This is a genomic window from Burkholderia sp. AU38729 (assembly GCF_020419725.1).
Lineage (GTDB): Bacteria > Pseudomonadota > Gammaproteobacteria > Burkholderiales > Burkholderiaceae > Burkholderia.
The window spans coordinates 215,524-235,305 of the sequence record NZ_JAIZQO010000002.1; the positions used below are offsets into that span (position 1 = coordinate 215,524).

Here is a 19,782-nt window from a genome sequence, read left to right on the forward strand (position 1 = left end):
CACGGGACCCCGCATGATATCGACGTCTTTCCGCTTTTCCGTCCGGATCGCCCGGTTGCTGCTCGCCTGCGTGGCCTGCGCCCAGGTCGCAGCCGCGTCCTGCAACGTACCGGCCGAACATGACACGCCGCAATGGCGGCCCGCGCTCCACTACACGCCCCAGCGCAACTGGATGAACGACCCGAACGGGCTCGTCTACGACAACGGGCGCTATCACCTGTTCTATCAATACAATCCGCTCGGCCGCGACTGGGGCAACATGTCGTGGGGCCACGCGACGAGCACCGATCTCGTCCACTGGCGCGAGCAGCCGGTCGCGATGCACGCGAACGCGACGGAGGAAATCTTCTCCGGCTCGATCGTCGCCGACACGCTCGACACGTCCGGCCTGGGCCAACCGGGCCACACGCCGCTCGTCGCGCTTTATACGAGCGTGTACCAGGCGGGCTCCGGTCACGCGCCGGGCGTCCAGGCGCAGTCGCTGGCGTACAGCCTCGATCACGGCGCGACCTGGCAGCCGTACGCACACAGTCCGGTGCTGACGCTCGATCCGGAATCGAAGCAATTTCGCGATCCGAAAGTGTCGTGGTATGCGCCGGGCGGCTACTGGCTGATGACGACGGTCGTCGCCGACGCGCACGTCGTGAAGCTCTATCGCTCGGACGACCTGATCCACTGGAATTTCCTGAGCGACTTCACGCGGCCGGGCGTGCCGCACGACGGCGCGCTGTGGGAAATGCCCGACCTCGTGCCGCTGCCGCTCGACGGCGACCCCGCCCGCATCCGCTGGGTCATGATCGTCAACGTCAATCCGTGGTCGATCGCCGGCGGCTCCGGCGCGATGTACTTCGTCGGCGACTTCGACGGCCGCACGTTTGTGCCGGACCGCATTGCGCCCGCCGGCTCCGATCCCGCGCAATTCCGCTGGGTCGACCATGGCGCGGACTTCTACGCAGCCGGCACCTTCTCGGGCGCGCCCGGCTCACGGCCGGTCGCGATCGCGTGGATGAGCAACTGGGATTACGCGGCGAAAGCGCCGACCACGCCGTGGCGCGGCGCGATGACGCTGCCGCGCGAACTGTCGCTGAAAACGATCGACGGCGAACCGACGCTCGTCGTCGCACCGGCCGCCGCGTTCGACGCCTGGGCGGACCGCAGGCCCGCCGTGCATGAAGGCGACCTCGCGGTCGATTCCACGACACGTGCGCTGTCGGCCGCGACGCGCGGCGTCGTCCAGCGCATCACGGTCACGCTCGCACCGCAGCATGCGGCGCGTGCCGGCCTGATCGTCCGGCGCTCGGCGGATGGCGCGGTCGGCACCCGGATCGTGTACGACACGGCAAAGCGCACGCTGACGCTGGACCGCTCGCAGTCCGGCGAAGCCCATTTCGCCGACACGTTCAGCAAAGAGCACATCGTGGACCTGCCGCTCGAGCATGGGCAGTTGCGGCTCGAGATCGTCGTCGATCGCGGTTCGATGGAAGTGTTCGCGAACGGCGGCCGTGTCGCGCTCACCGACCTGATCTTCCCGCCGCTCGATGCGGACCGCGTCGCCGTGTTCGCCGAACACGGCCGCGCGACGTTCTCCGGGCTCACGGTGACGCAGCTCGAAGCCGGTGGTGACAGCCATCACGCCTGTGCGGCGCGATAGATGCGATGGGCGGACGGCCATCGGTCCTGCATGTGACGGGGGCTGCCCGCCCGGCATCTCGCCGGCCGGTTGCAGTCCCCGCCTGAGCCGCCCGATCAGAGCAAGCCCATTCCGCCCGACGCGATGATCTCCGCCCCGACGATGAACGCGGATTCCGGCGCGCTGAGGTGCAGCACCGTCGACGCGATCTCGTCCGGCGTGCCGAACCGGCCGACCGGGACGAGGCCCTTGATCTTCTCGGCCGTTGCGTCGAGCGTGGCCGCGTCAAATCCGAGCTTGCCGTAGAGCGGCGTCTGCACGGGCCCGGGGCTCACGACGTTCACGCGCACGCCGTGCGGCAGCAACTCCGCCGACAGCGTCTTCGCGAACGAATTGACAGCCGCCTTGCTCGCCGCATACACCGACGAGCCGGGCATCCCGATGTGCGCGTTGATCGAGCCGTTGATCACGATCGACGCGCCGCGGTTCAGCAGCGGCACCAGCGACTGGATCTGGAAATACGCGCCCTTCACGTTGGTGTTGAACACGAGATCCCACATGGCCTCGTCGCTGTCGGCGAACGGCGCGAGCTTCGCGACGCCCGCGTTGATGAACACGGCGTCGAGCCGCGCCCCCGCCGACGCGATCGCATCGGCCAGCGCGCGGGCCGACGCGACGCTGCCGGCCTCGTTGCGGATCGCCAGCGCGCCTTCGCCGAGCGTTTGCCGCGCGGCCTCGAGCGTCTGCGCATCGCGCCCGGTGATGATGACGCGCGCGCCTTCTGCCGCGAATGCCTTGGCGGCTGCCAGGCCGATACCGCTGTTGCCACCCGTGACGAGGACCGTCTTTCCTTCGAAGCGTTGCATGATGTTCTCCTGTGAACCGGTGAGTTGACCGTGAACACAGGATGCGCGCGGCGCCCGGTCATGCCGTACGACGGGCGTGACGAACATGTTCGAAATCGTCGAACGTGTTTGGGCGGGTGGATTCGAACGCCTTGTCGCGTCCTCTTCCGTCCTCTTCCGTCCTGTTCCGCGCCGCGTCAGCCAGCTACGTCGATGCCGTCGAGCAGGCGCTGCGCGAGCCGCGGTTCGCGCAATTGCTCGAGCCACCATTGCAGCGCGCGGCCGTCCCGGTCGCCGTGCCATGCGACATACAGCCGGTTCGGCTCGCGCGGATCGGCCGTCTGCCTTTCCACGAGTTCGCCGCGCGCGAGCAGCGACGCCACGCGCCGGCGCGGCACCCAGCCGACGCCGAGCCCGTCGCGCTGCGCGAGGATCTTCGCGCGCATCGACGGCACCGCCAGCACGGGTTGCCCGCCGAGCAGGCCATACGCGCGGCCGGCCGCGCGCCGCGACGAATCGGCGACGACGACGGCCCGGTGGGCGCCGATCGCGTCCCGCGTCAGCGCGCCGCTCACGGCGGCCAGCGGATGGCGCGGCGACACCGCGAACACCCACTCCATCGCGCCCAGCTCGAACCACTTGAAACCGGGAATCGCCGGCGGCTCGTTGGTCGCGCCGATCACCAGGTCCGCGCGCCCGTCGCGCAGCGCTTCCCAGGTCCCGCCGAGCACTTCGTGCGTGAAACGCAGCGACACGCCCGAGTCGAGCGCATCGAACGCGCGGACCACCGGCAACAGCGTGTCGAACTCCAGCACCTCGTCGCTGACGATCCACAGCCGGTCTTCCCAGCCGCTCGCGACCTGCCGCACGCGCTGCGTCAGCCGCGCGACGTCCAGCGCCAGCCGCGCCGCTTCGTCGGTCAGTAACTGGCCGGCCGGCGTGAGCTGCAGCCGGTAGCCGCGGCGGTCGAACAGCAGCGCGTCGAAGCGCGTTTCGAGCTGGCGCGCCGCGTGCGACACCGTCGACGGCGCCTTGCCGAGCCGCGCGGCCGCGCGCGACAGGCTGCCGGTGGCGCGGATCGCGTCGAGCAGCGCAAGTTCGTCTTCGGACAGCATGGGCACGCTCCGGTGTGGGGTTGTCGTGGATCTGTCGTGGATCGTAAGGCAGCGGCGGGCCGAGGTCCAATCGCGCGACGGGGCCGCGTCGTCTGACGATGCCCGTTACCCCTGACGAATGCCCCCGGGCCGGCGTTGCGCGATGCACCGGTTCGCCGGCCGCCCGCGTCGCCCTGCCGGGATGCCTTGCACCGTGCGGCCGGTTCGTGCATCGAGCGAAACCCGCGAAGCCGTCACGTCGCGCGGAACCGCCCATTCTTTCGTCGCCTCCGGTATTCTGATCGGCACGAAATTTCAGCAATCGAGGTAACCACTGCGATGGACATCGCGATCCGCATCGAAGGCCGTCACGACCTGACGGGGCAGATCTTCCGGCAACTGCGCACCGCGATCGTCGACGGGCGGCTCGCCGGCGGCGCGCGGCTGCCGTCGACGCGCGACCTCGCGAAACAGCTCGGCGTATCGCGCAAGACCACGCTCGACGCATTCGAGCGTCTCGTCGCCGAGGGTTACCTGACCACGCGCGCGGGCGACGGCACGTTCGTCGCCGACGGCCTCGCGCGCGTGCCGCACGCCGCGGCCATGTCGGCGCCCTCCCTCGTCGAATACACGCCGCGCATCGACGCGGTCGACGCGCGTGCACTGTGGGACGACCTGCCCGACGCGCTCGCGATGCCCGCGCCGCAGGACACACCGGGCTTCGACTTTCGCGGCGGCATGACCGACAAGGCGCTGTTCCCGTTCGACGCGTGGCGGCGCTGCCTGCATCACGCGCTGCGTCAGCAGATGCGCGGCCCCGCCCAGTACCACGACCCGGCCGGCGATCCGCAATTGCGCGGCGCGATCGCGCGCTACGTCGCGTTCAGCCGCGCGGTCGCGTGCGGCTGGGACGACGTGCTCGTCACGCAAGGCGCGCAACAGGCGCTCGACCTGATCGCCCGCGTCGTCGTGCGGCCGGGCGATGTGGTGGCAGTCGAGGATCCCGGCTATCCGCCCGCCCGCGCCGCGTTCGCGTCGCTCGGCGCGACGGTGATCGGCGTGCCGGTCGACGCGCAGGGCCTGGTGACGGAACGGCTGCCCGACGACGCGCGCCTCGTCTACGTCACGCCGTCGCATCAGTTCCCGCTCGGGATGCCGATGACGCTGGACCGGCGCGTCGCGCTGCTCGAATGGGCGCAGCGCCGCCGCGCGGTGATCATCGAGGACGACTACGACGGCGAGTTCCGCTTCGAGGGCCGGCCGGTGGAATCGCTGAAGAGCCTCGACCGCACGGGCCTCGTCGCGTACGTCGGCACGTTTTCGAAGACGATCTTTCCGGAGCTGCGGATCGGCTACGCGATTCCGCCGCGCGCGCTGCGCGGCGCACTGACCAAGGCGAAGCAGATCGTCGACTGGCACACCTGCACGCTGACGCAGGCGGCGCTCGCGCGCTTCATGCTCGAAGGCGATTTCGCGCGGCACCTGAAGCGCGTGCAGAAGCACTACGATGCGCGCCGCAAGATGCTGATCGCGCATCTGCGCGGCGCACTCGCGCCGTGGTTCGACGCGATCGTGCCGACCGCCGGCATTCACCTCGCGGCCTACCTGAAGCCGGGGCTCGACGAAGCGGCGCTGGTCCGCGCGGCCCGCACGCAGGACATCGGCCTGTACGGCATCTCGTCGTTCCACGTCGGCGTGCCGGTGCGTGCGGGGCTGCTGTTCGGCTATGGCGGGATCGACACGCTGCGCATCGACACGGCGCTGGCGACGCTGGCCGGCCTGCTGGGTTCGGACGCCATTGGCGGCTCGGCACTGGTTACCTGAATTTACCGGAAATTGGCCATTCAAGCAGGCCAGCATGCGTCTTAAAGTGGGTCCTGTCGCGCCACCGCGCGCTCCAACCGAAAAAGGATCTGCCATGCAACCGCGCCTGAACTTCTACACTGCCAGCCCGAATGCGATCAAGGTGATGCGCAACGCCGAGGAATTCCTCGCGAAGAGCTCGATCGAGAAGCCGCTCGCCGAACTCGTCCGGCTGCGCGCGTCGCAGATCAACGGCTGCGCGTTCTGCGTCGACATGCACACGACCGACGCGCGCAACGGCGGCGAAACCGACCGCCGCCTGGCCACCGTCGTCACGTGGCGCGAGACGCCGTTCTTCACCGAGCGCGAACGCGCGGCGCTGGAATGGACCGAGGCGCTGACGCTGGTTGCCAGCAACCACGTGCCCGACGCCGTGTGGGAAGCCGTGAAGCCGCATTTCACCGACGAGGAGCTGTTCGACCTGTCGATGCTGATCGCGACGATCAACTCGTGGAACCGCTTCGCGATTGCGTTCCGCAAGATGCCGGAGTAAGGAGACGACGATGAGGGACGCCACGCTCCGTCGCGCCGCACTGTGCGCCTTGCTCGCGGCCGGCGTCGCGCTGCTGCCGGCCGCCGCCCGGGCGCACGACGCCGGCGACAACGTGCACATGATCCTGCAGCAGGCCGTGCCCGAAGCGCCCGGCAAGCTCGCGGTCGTCGCGACCGTCGACTACGCGCCCGGCCAGGCTTCCGAAGCCCATCGGCACCTCGGCTCGGTGTTCGCGGTCGTGTCGAAAGGCGAAGTGCTGTCGCAGGTGAACGGCGGCCCGCTGCTCCGCTACCGCGCCGGCGAAGGCTGGTATGAAGCGCCCGGCTCGCGCCACACGGTGTCGCGCAACGCGAGCGCGACCGAGCCGGCTCAACTCGTCGTATTCGGGCTGACCGGCGAACACGTGCCGCTGACGTCGCCGATCGATCAGTAACCGCTTTCCGGGGGGCGTGCGATCGTCCAGGCACGCGCCCCCGCTTCGCGACCGGTTTTCCATACCGTGGGGCCGCCACGCCTCCGGTTTCTCCATTAGCTGCTCCCTACACTCCGCCACCGGCTTGCCGTACCGTGCCGCGTCACGTCGCCTCCTCGCCCACCCGCGTCCCCCTTCGACGCTCGCCTGATCGCCATCAACTCGGGCGGAAACCCTCCCTTGAAATTAACTAACTCATCAATTAGCGTCGATTTCATGAACGCGAAATCCACCGTCACCAGGCCGCGCGGGCGCCGCCCGTCGGTCGACGATTTCGACCTGCGCGACCACATGCTCGACGTCGCGATGCAGCTGTTCGCCGAGCGCGGCATCGCCGCGACGACCGTCGCGCAGATCGCCGCCGCCACCGGTGTCACGTCGGCGATGGTTCACTACTACTTCACGAATCGCGAGCAACTGCTCGACGCGATCGTCGAGGAACGGCTCGCGCAGGTCATCGCGTTCGTGTGGCGACCGACCGAGCCGCAGATCGAAAACGATCCGTTCGCGCTGGTCGCCGAACTCGTCGACCGCTTCTTCGACGTCACGCACCGCATGCCGTGGCTGCCGTCGATCTGGCTGCGCGAGATCGTCCATGAGGGCGGATTGCTGCGCGAGCGGATGGTTCGGCGCATTCCGCTCGAACATGTCGGGCGCTTCGCCGAACGCATCCGCGGCGCGCAGCAGGCCGGCACGCTGAACCCCGCGCTCGAACCGGCGTTCCTGTTTCATTCGATCATCGCGCTGGTGATGCTGCCGCTCGCGACCGCAAAGCTGTGGCAAAGCGCGCGCGGCGGCCTGCCACCGATCGACCGCGACGTGCTGCACCGGCACGTCCGCGCACTGCTCGGGTCGGGCATGCAGCCGCCGGCCGCCGCGCCGCGCGCACGGGCCCGCTCGCCCTCGCCGCGGAGGCCGTCATGAACGCGCCCCGCGCGCGGTCGCTCGCGCTGGCCACTGCCGTCGCCGCCCTCGCACTGCTCGCCGGTTGCGGACGGCAAGCGAGCCACGGCACGACCTACCAGGGCTACGTCGAAGGCGAATTCGTGTACCTGTCGTCGTCGCAATCGGGCACGCTGACGCAGTTGTCGGTCGCGCGCGGCCAGACCCTCGCCGCCGGCGCGCCGGCCTTCTCGCTCGAAGCCGTCAGCGAAACGGCCGCGCTGCTGCAGGCGCAGCACCAGCTTGCAGCCGCCCGCGCCCAGCTTGCCGACCTGCAAACGGGCAAGCGCCCGCCGGAAATCGCGGTCACGCAGGCGCAGCTCGCGCAGTCCACCGCGCAGGCCGCGCGAGCCGCCGCGCAACTCGCGCGCGATGAAAGCCAGTACGCCGCCGGCGGCCTGTCGAAACAGCAGCTCGACGATTCGCGCACGTCCGCGCAAACGACCGCCGCGCAGAGGCGCGAACTGCGGAAACAGGTCGACGTCGCGCGCCTGCCGGGCCGCGCGCAGCAGGTCGCCGCACAGGCCGCGCAGGTCGATGCCGCACAGGCGGCGGTCGCCGAGGCGCAATGGAAGCTCGACCAGAAGCGCGTCGCCGCACCCGCCGCCGGGCGCGTGTACGACACGCTGTACCGCGTCGGCGAATGGGTGCAGGCCGGCAATCCGGTCGTGCAGATACTGCCGCCGCAAAACCTGAAGGTGCGCTTCTTCGTGCCGGAGGCCGCGATCGCATCGCTCACGCCGGGGCGCACGGTCGCGATCCACTGCGACGGCTGTGCGGCCGACGTGCCCGCGCGCATCACCTACGTGTCGAGCGAGGCCGAATACACGCCGCCCGTGATCTACAGCAACGAGAGCCGGACCAAGCTCGTGTTCATGATCGAGGCGCGCCCGGCCGTCGTCGACGCGTCGAAGCTTCATCCGGGCCAGCCCGTCGCCGTGAGGGTGCCATGACCGCGCCGCCCGCACCGTACGCGATCGACGTCGATCGCCTGAACAAGCATTTCGGCGACAAGCACGTCGTGAAGGACGTGTCGCTGCGCGTCGCGCGCGGCGAGATCTTCGGCTTTCTCGGGCCGAACGGCAGCGGCAAGACCACGTCGATCCGGATGATGTGCGGGCTGCTCACGCCTGATTCGGGCAGCGGCACCTGCCTCGGCTACGACATCGTGCGCGACAGCGCGCAGATCAAGCGGCGCGTCGGCTACATGACGCAGCGCTTCTCGTACTGGGAAGACCTGTCGATCCGCGAGAACCTCGACTTCGTCGCCCGCGTGTACGGGATGCCCGACCGCAAGGCGGCCGTCGCGCGCGCACTCGACGGGCTCGGCCTCGCGAGCCGCGCGGACCAGCTCACCGGCGCGCTGTCGGGCGGCTGGAAGCAGCGCCTCGCGCTGGCCGCCTGCATGCTGCACGAGCCGGCGCTGCTGCTGCTCGACGAACCGACGGCCGGCGTCGATCCGGCCGCGCGCCGCGACTTCTGGGAAGAACTGCACCGGCTGGCCGCGCAAGGGATCTCGGTGCTCGTCAGCACGCACTACATGGACGAGGCCGAGCGCTGCCACAAGCTGGCGTACATCGCGTACGGCGAGCTGCTCGCGCAGGGCACGTCGGCGGAGATCGTCGCGTCGCAGGGGCTCGTGACCCGCGCGATCACCGGTGCGCATCTGAGCGAACTGTCCGCGCGGCTGCGCACGATGCCGGGCGTCGACCAGACGGTCGTATTCGGCTCGGCGCTGCACGTGAGCGGCCGCGATCCCGCCCGGCTCGACGCGACGCTCGCGCAGGTCGCGGCGCAAGCCGACGGGCCTGCCGCGCTGCGGGTCGCGCCGATCGACACCGGGCTCGAGGACGTCTTCATCTACATGATGGGCCGCGCATCCGGGCCGCCCGGCGGAGCGTCGTCATGAACGCGTGGGCGCGCTTGCGCGATTCGTTCTCGGTCGCCCGCTGGTGGAGCATCGTGCTGAAGGAATTCCTGCAGCTGCGGCGCGACCGCGTGACGTTCGCGATGATCGTCGGCGTGCCGATCATCCAGCTCACGCTGTTCGGCTTCGCGATCAACACCGATCCGAAACACCTGCCCACGGCGGTGATCGTCGCCGATGCGAGCCCGTTCGCGCGCAGCTTCGTCGCCGCGATGCGTAATTCCGCGTACTTCGACATCGTCGCGACGCTGCCCGACGAGGCGGCCGGCCGGCATGCGCTCGCCCGCGGCGACGTGCAGTTCGTGCTGAGCGTGCCGGCCGATTTCTCGCGGCGGCTGCTGCGCGGCGAGCGTCCGTCGCTGCTCGTCGAGGCGGATGCGACCGATCCCGTCGCGACCGCGTCGGCGATCGGCGCGCTGCCGGGCCTCGTGCAGCCCGTCGCCGACAAGGACCTGACGGGCCCGCTCGCCTACCTGAACGGCCGCCCGGCCGCGTTCGACATCGTGCTGCACCGGCTGTACAACCCCGAGGGCATCACGCAGTACAACGTCGTGCCGGGCCTGATGGGCGTGATCCTGACGATGACGATGGTGATGATGACGGGCCTCGCGATCACGCGCGAACGCGAGCGCGGCACGATGGAGAACCTGCTCGCCACACCGGTGCGGCCGCTCGAGGTGATGACGGGCAAGATCGTCCCGTACGTGCTGATCGGGCTGATCCAGGTGTCGATCATCGTCGCCGCGGCGCGCTTCGTGTTCAACGTGCCGTTCGTCGGCGGCGTGTTCGCGATCTACCTGTCCGCGCTGCTGTTCATCGCCGCGAACCTGACGGTCGGCATCACGCTGTCGTCGCTCGCGCAGAACCAGTTGCAGGCGATGCAGCTCGCGGTGTTCTATTTTCTGCCGAACATCCTGCTGTCGGGCTTCATGTTCCCGTTCGCCGGGATGCCGAAGTGGGCGCAATTCATCGGCAACCTGCTGCCGCTCACCTACTTCAACCGCCTCGTGCGCGGCATCCTGCTGAAAGGCAACGGCTGGAGCGACCTGTGGCCGTCGGTGTGGCCGGTCGCGCTGTTCACCGTTGTCGTGATGGGCGTCGCGCTGCGCTTCTACCGGCGTACGCTCGACTAGGTGCCGCACAATGAAACAGGCTTCGCGTCGCCCCTTCCACGCCGCCGCCCGCGGTTGCATGCTGATCGCCGTTGCGCTGCTCGCCGCCGGATGCGCGGTCGGGCCGGATTTCCACGCGGCGGATGCGCCCGCCACGCAGCGCTACACGCGCGGCGAGGCGCCCGCGACGACGGCCTCTGCCGCCGGACCGACCGGCGATGCGCAGACGTTCGCATCGGCCACGCATACCCCGCGGCACTGGTGGACGCAGTTCGGCTCCGAACCGCTGAACCGCCTCGTCGATACCGCGTGGCACACCAGCCCGACGCTTGCCGAGGCCCGTGCGCGACTCGACGAAGCGCGGCAGAACCATGCGGCCGAAGCCGGCGCGACGATGTTGCCGAAAGTCGATGCGAGCCTGTCGGCCACGCGCGAGCAAGTCGATACGACCGCGTTCGGCCTGCCCGCCAATGTGCCCAGCCCGGGGCCGTTCACGCTGTATGACGCGTCGGTGAGCGTGTCATACGTGCTCGACGTGTTCGGCGGCAACCGGCGTGCGCTCGAAGCACTGCGCGCGCAAGTCGACTACCAGGCGTACACGCTTGACGCCGCGCGCCTGACGCTCGCGGGCAACGTCGTCGCGACCGCGATCCTGCGCGCGTCGCTCGCGCAGCAGGTCGCGCTCACGGGGCAACTGATCGACGCACAGGCGCGGCAGTTGCGCATCGTCGAAATGCGTTTCGCGGCGGGTGGTGTTTCGCTGGCCGACGTGCATGCGCAGCGCGCGCTGGTCGCGCAGACGCGGGCGTCGCTGCCACCGCTCGAGGCCCGCCTCGCTCAGGCCGGCCACCGGCTCGCAATCCTGCTCGGCGTGCCGCCGTCGGATGCCGTGCTGCCCGATCTCACGCTCGATACGCTCGTACTGCCGCGCACACTGCCCGTCGCGCTGCCATCGACGCTCGCACGCGAACGCCCCGACATCCGCGCAGCCCAGGCCCTGCTGCACCAGGCGAGCGCGAACGTCGGCGTGGCCACCGCGAACCTGTATCCGCGCTTGTCGATTTCGGCGGGAATCGGCTCGGAGCGCACGCGCATCGCGGATCTCGTGAGCGGGCTCAATGTGTGGAATGTCGGCCTCGGGCTGACGCAACCGCTCTTTCACGGCGGTGAACTGCGCGCGAAGAAACGTGCGGCCGAAGCGGCATACGAAGCGGCGTTCGCGAGCTACCGGGAAACCGTGCTCGAGGCGCTCCAGCAGGTAGCCGACGCAATGCGCGCGGTCGAGCACGACGCGGCGACATTGCAGGCGAGAGACACCGCCGCGCAGGAAGCGGCGGCCAGCAACCGGATTGCCGGCGCCCGTTACGCGGCGGGCGGGATCAGCACGTTCGACCTGCTCGACGCGCAGCGGCAGGCGCTGCAGACGGCGCTCGACCGGACGCGCGCGCAGGCCGACCGGCTCGCCGATACGGCGGCGCTGTTTCAGGCGCTGGCGGGAAGCTGGACGGATGACGCGGCGGAGTGATCGGATGGACGACATTGGCACGGGCCGGATGCTGCCGTCTGCGCGCCGGGCACCGCATGAGCGGTGCGCTTGTCTGGCGCGGCTTCCGCCGCCGTCCTCATCCGGTCGATGCCGGCCGGCGACGGCACCGGAATACACTTAATACGTACCGCAAACAAAAAACCGGCCCGAAGGCCGGTTCTTCAACCGCATGCCGTAAGCGGCGCTCGCGCGCCGCGCGACATTTAGAAGCGGTGGATCAGACCGACGCCGAGGCCGATCTGGTTCTGCTTCGAACCTGCGCCCACGCCGTCGCCGATGGACGTCGTTGCAGCGATGATCTTGCCGCCGTTCAGCGTGTTGCCGCTCGAATGCTGGTAAGCCTCAACTGCGTACAGGCCCGTGCGCTTCGACAGGCTGTAGTACTGCGACAGCGTGACCTGGTGGTACTTGGCCGAGCTGGTGATGCCGTTCGACTGCGTTGCCGCCGTGTACGAGTAGCCCGCTGCGAAGTCCCACTGAGCGGCTGCCTTCCAGTGCAGCACGGCGCCTGCCGTGTTGAAGATGGCCGTGTTGCGGAACGCCGAACCCGTGCCCGGCGTGTACTGGACGTTCGAGTACGATGCCGAGATGTCCCATGCCGGCGTGAACTGGTAGCCCGCCGTCACGGCGATACGCTGTTGCGATTGCGCCGTGGCATAGCCGTTGTTGATCGACGAAACGGCCGGCTGGTTGCCGTCGCCCGATGCCGTCAGGCCGTTCTGGACCGTCGAGTTCGCGCCCCACACGCCGCCGCCGAGCGTCGCGTTGTTGACCTTCTGATAGCCGACCGCGATGCCTGCCGGGCCGTTCAGGTACTGGATCGCCGCGCTCCACGTCGAGCCGCGGTTCGTCGCGCCTGCGACGCCGCCGAACGAGTACGAACCGCCGACCGTGAAGCCGTAGAACTTCGGCGACATGTAGACGAGCGAGTTGTTCGCGCGGTAGCTCGTATCCAGCGAGTCGATATCGCCCGGGTGTGCGCCGTAATAGCCGGTCAGCCAGGTCGTCGGGCTGTACGGCGACAGCAGCGTGTAGTACGCGGTGTACTGGCGGCCGGCCGTCAGCGTACCGTACGTGCTGTTGGTCAGGCCAACCCACGCCTGACGCGTGAAGATGCCGTTGGTCCACTGCGACGAGCCGTTAGCCGTGTTGACGCCGGCTTCCAACTGGAAAATCGCCTTCGTGCCGCCGCCGAGATCTTCGCTGCCCTTCAGGCCGAAGCGGCTGCCTGCCCACACGCCGGTGGACATTTGCACCTTCGAGTGACCACCCGTGGTCGCACCGACGGCCGACGAATTGTTCTGCCAAGCCAGACCGTTGTCGACGATACCGTACAGGGTCACGCTGCTCTGGGCGTGGGCGGCGGTAGCGGCTGCAAGGCCCACTGCCGTCATGGCGAAAGCGACGCGCTTTTTCATTGATTCTCCGTCCTCAAAGAATGATTTCTTTTCTGGTGTGGTTTTATGACTGACACATGTGCGAGTACATGCCGACGGGATTCTGACGGATTACCGATTATTTCCCAACACGTGCAGTCGGTCATCGTATGATCGACGCAACGCAGGGGTTCACCAAGCGGTTACATAACACCTGAAAACGCTTACGCGGCGGGCTTGCCCGGCATTTCCCGGTGAAAACCCTAGCTTTACATTTTTACGGGTGCAACGCGACCGTCGGATGTCGTCAGATGCCTTCGGCAAGATACATCTTACAAATGCGCGACCGTGACTGACGCCACGACTCACGCCGCCGCGAAGGATCGCTGACGTTCATGACACCCACGTTTCGCGACACGAAATAATGAAAACGTTTTTAGTCGAGGCGTGAAGAAGCGGACGATGATGGCCCGGCGAACGCGGGCCGAGGGGCGATGCCGGCCCCTGTCGCGCCGGCATCGTTCAGTGCGAATCAGCGCGTGGCCGGCTGCGCGAGATGCGCGCTCACGGCATCGGCGAGCGCGGTCAGGCGCGCGCGAATCGCGGCGTTCGAGCCGACCAGCGCGAGCGACGACGCCATGATCCGGTAGACGCGCTTTCTCGGCACCTTGGCCGGCTTTGCCGGATCGAGCCACGCATCGTTGCCGGCCAGCAACTCGAGCGTTTCGAGGCCGATCATGATCGGCCACAGACACGCGAGCCGCAGCCGCACGAAGCGGCGCGGGATCGCGAGCGTATACAGGCCCGCGTCGCGATACTGGTCGAGCGTCACGCGCAGCAGGTCGACGAGCACGCCGCGCGCGCGCGCCGACGCCTCGGGCGCCATCAGGTCGGCGACGCCGAGCCCGTGCGCGCCCAGCACGTCGTCGGGCAGGTAACACCGGCCGATGCGCAGGTCCTTCCCGCAGTCGCGCAGGATGTTGGTCATCTGCAGCGCCTTGCCGAAACGGATGCCCTTCTCGCACATCTCCGGCAGGTTCCAGCGGCGCGCGGCCCGCGTATGCATGCCCGTCATGTCGGTCCAGAACTCGCCCACGCAGCCGGCCACGAGATACGTGTAACGATCGAGTTCGCCGCGCGTCGGCAGCGACACGACGCGCCCCGACTGCTCGTCGGGGAACGTGCGCAGGTCGAATACCATCCCCGCCGTCAGCGTCGCGACGACCTTGCGGATCGACGCGCGGTCGGCGTCCGGCTGCGTGCGCAGCAGCGCGAGCATCGGCTCGATCGAGCCGAGCAGCACGTGCTCGTGCGAATCGGTCTGCATCCGCGTCACGTCCTCGAGCGCCCGCGACAGCGCGACGCCGTCGCCGAGCCGCTCGACTTCGTCGCGCAGGTCGGTCAACAACGCCGCCCGGCGATCAGGTGCGACGAGCGCCGTGTCGGCAATCGTGTCGGCCGCGCGCGCGAGCAGGTACGCGAGGCCGACCGGGTCGCGCATGCCGTCGGGCAGCACGCGCAGCGTCAGGTAGAAGGAGCGGGAAACGTTCTTCAGCAGGTCGCCGAGCAGGAAAGCGGAATCGGTTCGAGTCGTCATGGGTCGGGAAAAATCGGCTGGCGCGGGCCCCGGACGCACACGGGCGCCGGGCGCCCGCGCCGGCCCGCGAGTCGCCGCATCGTCGTGCCAGACGGGCGTCGGCCCCGGCGCGTCGATGCAAAATTCCCGCAAGTTTAGTGCATCCGGCGCGCAGCCTGCCCGAGACGGCCGGAATACCCCACACGCCAGACTGCGGTCAACCGCCCTGCCGCGGGCATCGCGCCCTAAAAATAGAGAACGGAAAGGCGCGAGTAATACATATGTAATTATTCGGTGCGACGATCGCGTCCCATTCGACTCCGTGCGACACGTCACGACAGCCGCATCGCCGGATCGATCGCCCCTTTCCGACTCTCGTTTCGAAGGTTCATCGACATGCTCTTCAAGCGCCCGACCTCCCTGCGCTACGTCCCGTTCGCCTGTGCCGCCGCGTTCCTGCTCGCCGCGTGCGGCGGCGACGACGACGTCGCGTCCGATCCCACCCAGCCGATTTCCGCGAAGGTCCAGGTGGTCGGCCATCGCGGCGCGAGCGCGCTGCGCCCCGAACACACGCTCGCGTCGTACCGCAAGGCGGTCGAGGACGGCGCGGACGTGATCGAGCCCGACCTCGTGTCGACCCGCGACGGGGTGCTCGTCGCGCGTCACGAGAACGAGATCTCGGGCACGACGAACGTGTCGACGCTGCCGCAGTTCGCGAGCCGCAAGGCGACCAAGACGATCGACGGCGCGGCGCTGACGGGCTGGTTCACCGAGGATTTCACGCTCGCCGAGCTGAAGACGCTGCGCGCCCGCGAGCGCATTCCGCAGGTGCGCCCCGCGAACACCGCGTACAACGACCAGTTCGAGATCCCGACCTTCGACGAGATCGTCGCGCTCGCGAAGCAGATGTCCGCGCAGACCGGCCGCACGATCCACCTGTATCCGGAAACCAAGCATCCGACCTACTTCCAGTCGATCGGCCTGCCGCTCGAGGACCGTCTCGTCGATGCGCTGCTGAAGGATTCGTACACGGCACGCACGGCGACCGTCTACATCCAGTCGTTCGAGGTCGCGAACCTGAAGACGATCCGCAACCGGATCAAGTCGAGCCAGCCGAACTGGAAGCTCGTGCAGCTGATGGACGAAGCCGCCCAGCGCCCGTACGACTTCGTGAAGGCGAACGACAAGCGCACCTACGGCGACCTGTCGACGCGCGACGGCATGCGCGAGATCGCGACCTATGCGAACGGCGTCGGCCCGTACAAGACGTCGATCATCGCGGTCGCCGCGGACGGCACGCTGCAGCAGCCGACGCCGTACGTGCGCTACGCGCACGAGGCCGGCCTCGTCGTGCATCCGTACACGTTCCGCCCGGAGAACAACTTCCTGCCCGCATTGCTGAAGGATGGCGGCACGCCGGCCACGCGCAACACGGCCGGCTCGGTGCGCGAGATCCAGGCATACCTGCGCGCGGGCATCGACGGCTTCTTCACCGACGATCCGGCCGTCGGCCGCACGGCCGTCGATACGTTCAAGCGCTGACAGGCGCGCTGACCGGGCGCGACGCACGACGCGCCGCGCCCGGGTGCACCGTTTCGGTCAGATCACGTTGAAGTGATGCGTGCCGTCCCGCTTCAACTGATCGACCAGTCCGTACTCCCAGTCGAGATACGCCTGCATCGCAGCCGCCGCGTTGTCGGTGCCTTCGTACGGGCGCAGGTAGCGGTCGACGCGCGGTGAGGCCAGATGCGTCTCGCCGCTTTCGAGCGGCAGCCCGGCGTCGATCCATGCGGCCGTGCCGCCGGTGAGCACCGAGATGTCGGCCGAAGCGGGCAGGAGCGCGCGGGCGTCGTCCGCCGCGAACCGCGCCAGCAGGCTCGACCCGCACGTGAACACGTAGCGCTTCGCGGGCGGAATCGCCGCGAGCGCGTCGCGCAGTTGCGCACGCACCGCGAACCACGCCCCCGGGATATGCCGCTTCACGTAGTTCGCGCTGGCCGTCACGTCGACGATCGCCAGCTCGCCCGGCGCGGCCTCCTTCAGCCAGCCCGCGAGCGTCGCGGACGACACTTCCGCCACGGCCGGCGTCGCCGGCACGTCGCGCGGCGGCTGGCCGCGCTCGCCGAACTTCGCCGTGCCGCCCTCCGGTTCGACGACTCGCACGTCCCAGCCCATCTGCGCGAGCCACGACGCGGTCATGTCGGCGCGCACGCCGTCGTCGTCGGCGAGCACGATCCGCGCGCCGCGCACGGCCGCATGATGGTCGGTCTCCTGCACGAGCTGGCCGCCCGGCGTGCTCAGGAAGCCCGGCAGATGGCCGGCTTCGTATTCCTCCGGCGTGCGCACGTCGAAGCGGTACAGCGTGCGGCCCGGCACGTCGAGCGAGGCAACGTCCGCGAGCGCGATGCGCGGCACGCCCGCGCGTTCGGCCACCGCGCGCGCCGCCCGGCGTGCGTCGGCGCGCTGCGTCGCGTCGATGTCGTCCGGAAAGCGTCGCGCGGCGCCGCGTTCGAGCGTCTGGCCCGCGAGCGTCCAGCCGATCGTGCCGTTGCGCAGCGCGGCGACCGGATTCGGCAGCCCCGCGTTGACGAGCGACTGCGTGCCGATGATGCTGCGCGTGCGGCCCGCGCAGTTGACGATCACCTGCGTCGCCGGGTTCGGCGCGAGCGCGCGCACGCGCAGCACGAGCTCCGCGCCCGGCACGCTCGTCGACGTCGGGATGTTCATCGTCTGGTATTCGTCGAAACGGCGCGCGTCGACGATCACGACATCGGCCTTCGCGTCGATCAGCGCCTGCACCTCCTGCGCGGACAGCGACGGCGTATGCCGCTCGGCCTCGACCCATTCGCCGAACGACTTGCTCGGCACGTTCACGTCGATGAACAGTTCGCCGCCCGCGGCGAGCCAGCCCGCGAGGCCGCCGTCGAGGAGCCGCACGTCGGTGTAGCCGAGTTGCGCGAGCTTGGCGGCCGCGCGCGGCGCAAGGTCCTCGCCGCCCGCTTCGCCGAACACGACGATCGGCGTGTCGCGACGCGGAATCCGCGTCCACGCGTCGAGTTCGAGTTTCGACAACGGAAAGTTGGCGGCCCACAGCGGGTGGCCCTGCGCGTACGGATCTTCCTCGCGTACGTCGATCAGCGCGATCTCGTCGCGGGCAAGCAGGCGTGCGCGCACGTCCTGGTACGACGCGACGGGAAAGCGGGAGGTGGAGTCGGCGGATTGCGTCACGGTGTCTCTGTGTTGATTGAATGCGTTGAGGTTGGTGAAGAAAGCGGAACGGATGAATCTCGGGCCTGCCGGCGCGTGCCGGAAGCCGCCCGCGCGTGCGGGCGTTGCATCAGGCATCAGGCATTCGAATAACCCGACACGAACGGCTTCACGGTACCGTCGTCGAGGAACACCGCGCGCTCGACCTTGCCGATGTTCGCGCCGTACACGTGGATGCTGATCGATACCTGATCGTCGAACGCGTTGGTCACGCGATGGACGTCGCCGATGCGCGGCGACACGGCCTCGATTTCGCCGGGCTGCAGCCGCACGGCGTCACCCGCCGGCACCGGCTTGCCCGCCGCGTCGAACCGGTACGGCTGCGAGAACTCGCCGCCGCGCAGCATCCCGATCAGCCCCCACACCGTGTGGTTATGGATCGGCGTCGTCTGGCCGGGCCCCCACACGAAACTGACGACCGAGAACCGCTCGTCCGGGTCGAGATACAGCAGGTACTGCCGATAGCGCGCGGGGTCGGGCTGCGCGAATGCGTCGGGCAACCAGTCGTCGTGTTCGACGAGCGCGGCGAGCAGCGCACCGCCCTCGTCGAGGATGCGCGCCTCGTTCGCGCCGGACGCGAGCAGCGCACCCAGACCGTCGACGAACGGCCGCAGCGGCGTCTGATGCAACGAAAGCGTACTCATCGGCTGACTCCTCGAATATGATGCCGAATATGATGGATCGTCATGATGCACCCGAAAGACCATGCAGAACAAACATGAAAATTAGCGATATCGACGCTTTTGCAGCGGTCGTCCGCTGCCAGACCCTGAGCCAGGCCGCGGCCGAGCTCGGGATGACGCAGCCCGCGATCACGCGGCGCGTCCAGAATCTCGAGGAAGCGCTCGGCGTGACCCTGCTCGATCGCAACACCAAGCCGCCGCGCCCGACCGACATCGGCCGGCGGGTGTTCGAGCAGTGTCGCGCGATCCTGCGCGAAGTCGATGCGCTGCGCGAGCTGACGGCCGGCGAGCAGCCGCCTGCCGGCGAATTCCGGATCGGGCTCACGCAGGGCCTCGGCGAGCTGATGCTGCCCGCGCTGATCGCCGAACTCGCCGCGCAGTGGCCCGCGCTCGCGACGCAGGTCACGACCGCCTGGGGCGGCATGCTCGTCGAGCGCGTCGCCCGGCGCGAACTCGATGCGGCGCTCGTGTTCCTCGCGCGCGAAATGGTGCTGCCGGCGCAGGTCGAAGGCGAACGGCTGCTGGCCACCCGGCTCGTCGCGGTCGGCCGCAAGGGTGACTGGCCGCGCCGCAGCTACCGGCTCGCCGATTGCCACGCGCGTGGCTGGGTGCTCAATCCGGACGGCTGCGGTTTTCGCGCGGGCTTGCGGCGGGCGCTCGACGCGCAGCGCCTGCCGATGCCGGTCACACTCGACACCTACGGCCGCGACCTGCAGCTGCAGAGCGTCGCGAACGGCTTCGGCATCGGACTGATGCCGCTGCCGCTCGTCGAAGGCAGCCCGCTGCGCGATGCGCTCGACATCGTGCCGCTCGCCGATTTCAAGCCGCAGATCGATCTGTGGCTGCTGCGCCGGCACGATGCGGCCCGCTTCGACGCGCCGCTCGCCGCCGTTGCCGCGCATGCGCGCACCGCGTTCGCGTTGCCGGAGCAGGCGCACGGCAAGGCGGCTTGACCG

At 69.0% G+C, this 19,782-nt stretch carries 17 protein-coding genes; 11 read left to right on the plus strand and 6 right to left on the minus strand.

What is annotated here, in order from left to right:
- The first annotated feature begins 13 nt into the window (after positions 1 to 13).
- Positions 14 to 1,651: a glycoside hydrolase family 32 protein gene (locus LGM56_RS06040; protein ID WP_226203509.1), complete on the plus strand. Its 1,638-nt coding sequence runs from the start codon at positions 14 to 16 to the stop codon at positions 1,649 to 1,651.
- Between the two features lie 95 nt (positions 1,652 to 1,746).
- On the opposite strand, the gene LGM56_RS06045 is transcribed toward LGM56_RS06040, so the two are convergent.
- Positions 1,747 to 2,496: an SDR family oxidoreductase gene (locus LGM56_RS06045; RefSeq protein ID WP_226203511.1), complete on the minus strand. Its 750-nt coding sequence runs from the start codon at positions 2,494 to 2,496 to the stop codon at positions 1,747 to 1,749.
- A gap of 176 nt (positions 2,497 to 2,672) precedes the next feature.
- Entirely contained in the window at positions 2,673 to 3,590 is a 918-nt protein-coding gene (locus LGM56_RS06050; RefSeq protein WP_226203513.1) for a LysR family transcriptional regulator, read from the minus strand.
- Positions 3,591 to 3,908: 318 nt separating this feature from the next.
- Between LGM56_RS06050 and LGM56_RS06055 the strand changes: the two genes are divergently transcribed.
- From LGM56_RS06055 to LGM56_RS06090, 8 genes are all read left to right on the plus strand, one after another.
- Entirely contained in the window at positions 3,909 to 5,393 is a 1,485-nt protein-coding gene (locus tag LGM56_RS06055) for a PLP-dependent aminotransferase family protein (RefSeq protein ID WP_226203515.1), read from the plus strand.
- Between the two features lie 94 nt (positions 5,394 to 5,487).
- On the plus strand, positions 5,488 to 5,925 hold the full coding sequence (locus tag LGM56_RS06060) for a carboxymuconolactone decarboxylase family protein (protein WP_089497072.1): 438 nt from the start codon (positions 5,488 to 5,490) through the stop codon (positions 5,923 to 5,925).
- Between the two features lie 10 nt (positions 5,926 to 5,935).
- Positions 5,936 to 6,358, plus strand: a complete 423-nt coding sequence (locus LGM56_RS06065) for a cupin domain-containing protein (RefSeq protein WP_226203517.1) — start codon at positions 5,936 to 5,938, stop codon at positions 6,356 to 6,358.
- 255 nt (positions 6,359 to 6,613) lie between these two features.
- Positions 6,614 to 7,321 carry a TetR/AcrR family transcriptional regulator gene (locus tag LGM56_RS06070; RefSeq protein ID WP_226203519.1) on the plus strand — a complete coding sequence of 236 codons (708 nt, stop codon included), beginning with the start codon at positions 6,614 to 6,616 and terminating at the stop codon, positions 7,319 to 7,321.
- Positions 7,318 to 8,292 carry an HlyD family secretion protein gene (locus LGM56_RS06075; RefSeq protein WP_226203521.1) on the plus strand — a complete coding sequence of 325 codons (975 nt, stop codon included), beginning with the start codon at positions 7,318 to 7,320 and terminating at the stop codon, positions 8,290 to 8,292. The genes LGM56_RS06070 and LGM56_RS06075 overlap by 4 nt, the downstream gene beginning before the upstream one ends.
- Positions 8,289 to 9,248 (plus strand): ABC transporter ATP-binding protein, encoded by a 960-nt coding sequence (locus tag LGM56_RS06080; RefSeq protein ID WP_226203523.1) that lies wholly within the window; start codon positions 8,289 to 8,291, stop codon positions 9,246 to 9,248. The genes LGM56_RS06075 and LGM56_RS06080 overlap by 4 nt, the downstream gene beginning before the upstream one ends.
- The gene (locus LGM56_RS06085; protein WP_226203525.1) at positions 9,245 to 10,399 is read left to right on the plus strand and encodes an ABC transporter permease; all 1,155 of its coding nucleotides are present in this window, start codon (positions 9,245 to 9,247) and stop codon (positions 10,397 to 10,399) included. Before LGM56_RS06080 ends, LGM56_RS06085 begins: the two co-directional genes overlap by 4 nt.
- 10 nt (positions 10,400 to 10,409) lie before the next feature.
- Positions 10,410 to 11,903: an efflux transporter outer membrane subunit gene (locus LGM56_RS06090; protein ID WP_226203527.1), complete on the plus strand. Its 1,494-nt coding sequence runs from the start codon at positions 10,410 to 10,412 to the stop codon at positions 11,901 to 11,903.
- 224 nt (positions 11,904 to 12,127) lie between these two features.
- Here the strand turns inward: LGM56_RS06090 and LGM56_RS06095 are convergent, their stop codons facing one another.
- Entirely contained in the window at positions 12,128 to 13,342 is a 1,215-nt protein-coding gene (locus LGM56_RS06095) for a porin (protein ID WP_226203529.1), read from the minus strand.
- Between the two features lie 490 nt (positions 13,343 to 13,832).
- Positions 13,833 to 14,897, minus strand: a complete 1,065-nt coding sequence (locus LGM56_RS06100; protein ID WP_226203531.1) for a phytoene/squalene synthase family protein — start codon at positions 14,895 to 14,897, stop codon at positions 13,833 to 13,835.
- A gap of 375 nt (positions 14,898 to 15,272) precedes the next feature.
- Here LGM56_RS06100 and LGM56_RS06105 point away from each other — a divergent pair, with 375 nt between their 5' ends.
- A complete protein-coding gene (locus tag LGM56_RS06105) occupies positions 15,273 to 16,418 on the plus strand; it encodes a glycerophosphodiester phosphodiesterase (protein WP_226203533.1) in 1,146 nt (381 codons plus the stop codon).
- 57 nt (positions 16,419 to 16,475) lie between these two features.
- On the opposite strand, the gene LGM56_RS06110 is transcribed toward LGM56_RS06105, so the two are convergent.
- Together LGM56_RS06110 and LGM56_RS06115 are read right to left on the minus strand one after the other, a co-directional pair.
- Complete coding sequence (locus LGM56_RS06110) at positions 16,476 to 18,104, minus strand: rhodanese-related sulfurtransferase (RefSeq protein ID WP_226203535.1); 1,629 nt, start codon at positions 18,102 to 18,104, stop codon at positions 16,476 to 16,478.
- Positions 18,105 to 18,220: 116 nt separating this feature from the next.
- On the minus strand, positions 18,221 to 18,787 hold the full coding sequence (locus LGM56_RS06115; protein WP_089497081.1) for a cysteine dioxygenase: 567 nt from the start codon (positions 18,785 to 18,787) through the stop codon (positions 18,221 to 18,223).
- A 17-nt stretch (positions 18,788 to 18,804) separates the two neighbouring features.
- Here LGM56_RS06115 and LGM56_RS06120 point away from each other — a divergent pair, with 17 nt between their 5' ends.
- On the plus strand, positions 18,805 to 19,779 hold the full coding sequence (locus LGM56_RS06120) for a LysR family transcriptional regulator (RefSeq protein ID WP_226203537.1): 975 nt from the start codon (positions 18,805 to 18,807) through the stop codon (positions 19,777 to 19,779).
- The last annotated feature ends 3 nt before the right edge of the window (positions 19,780 to 19,782 follow it).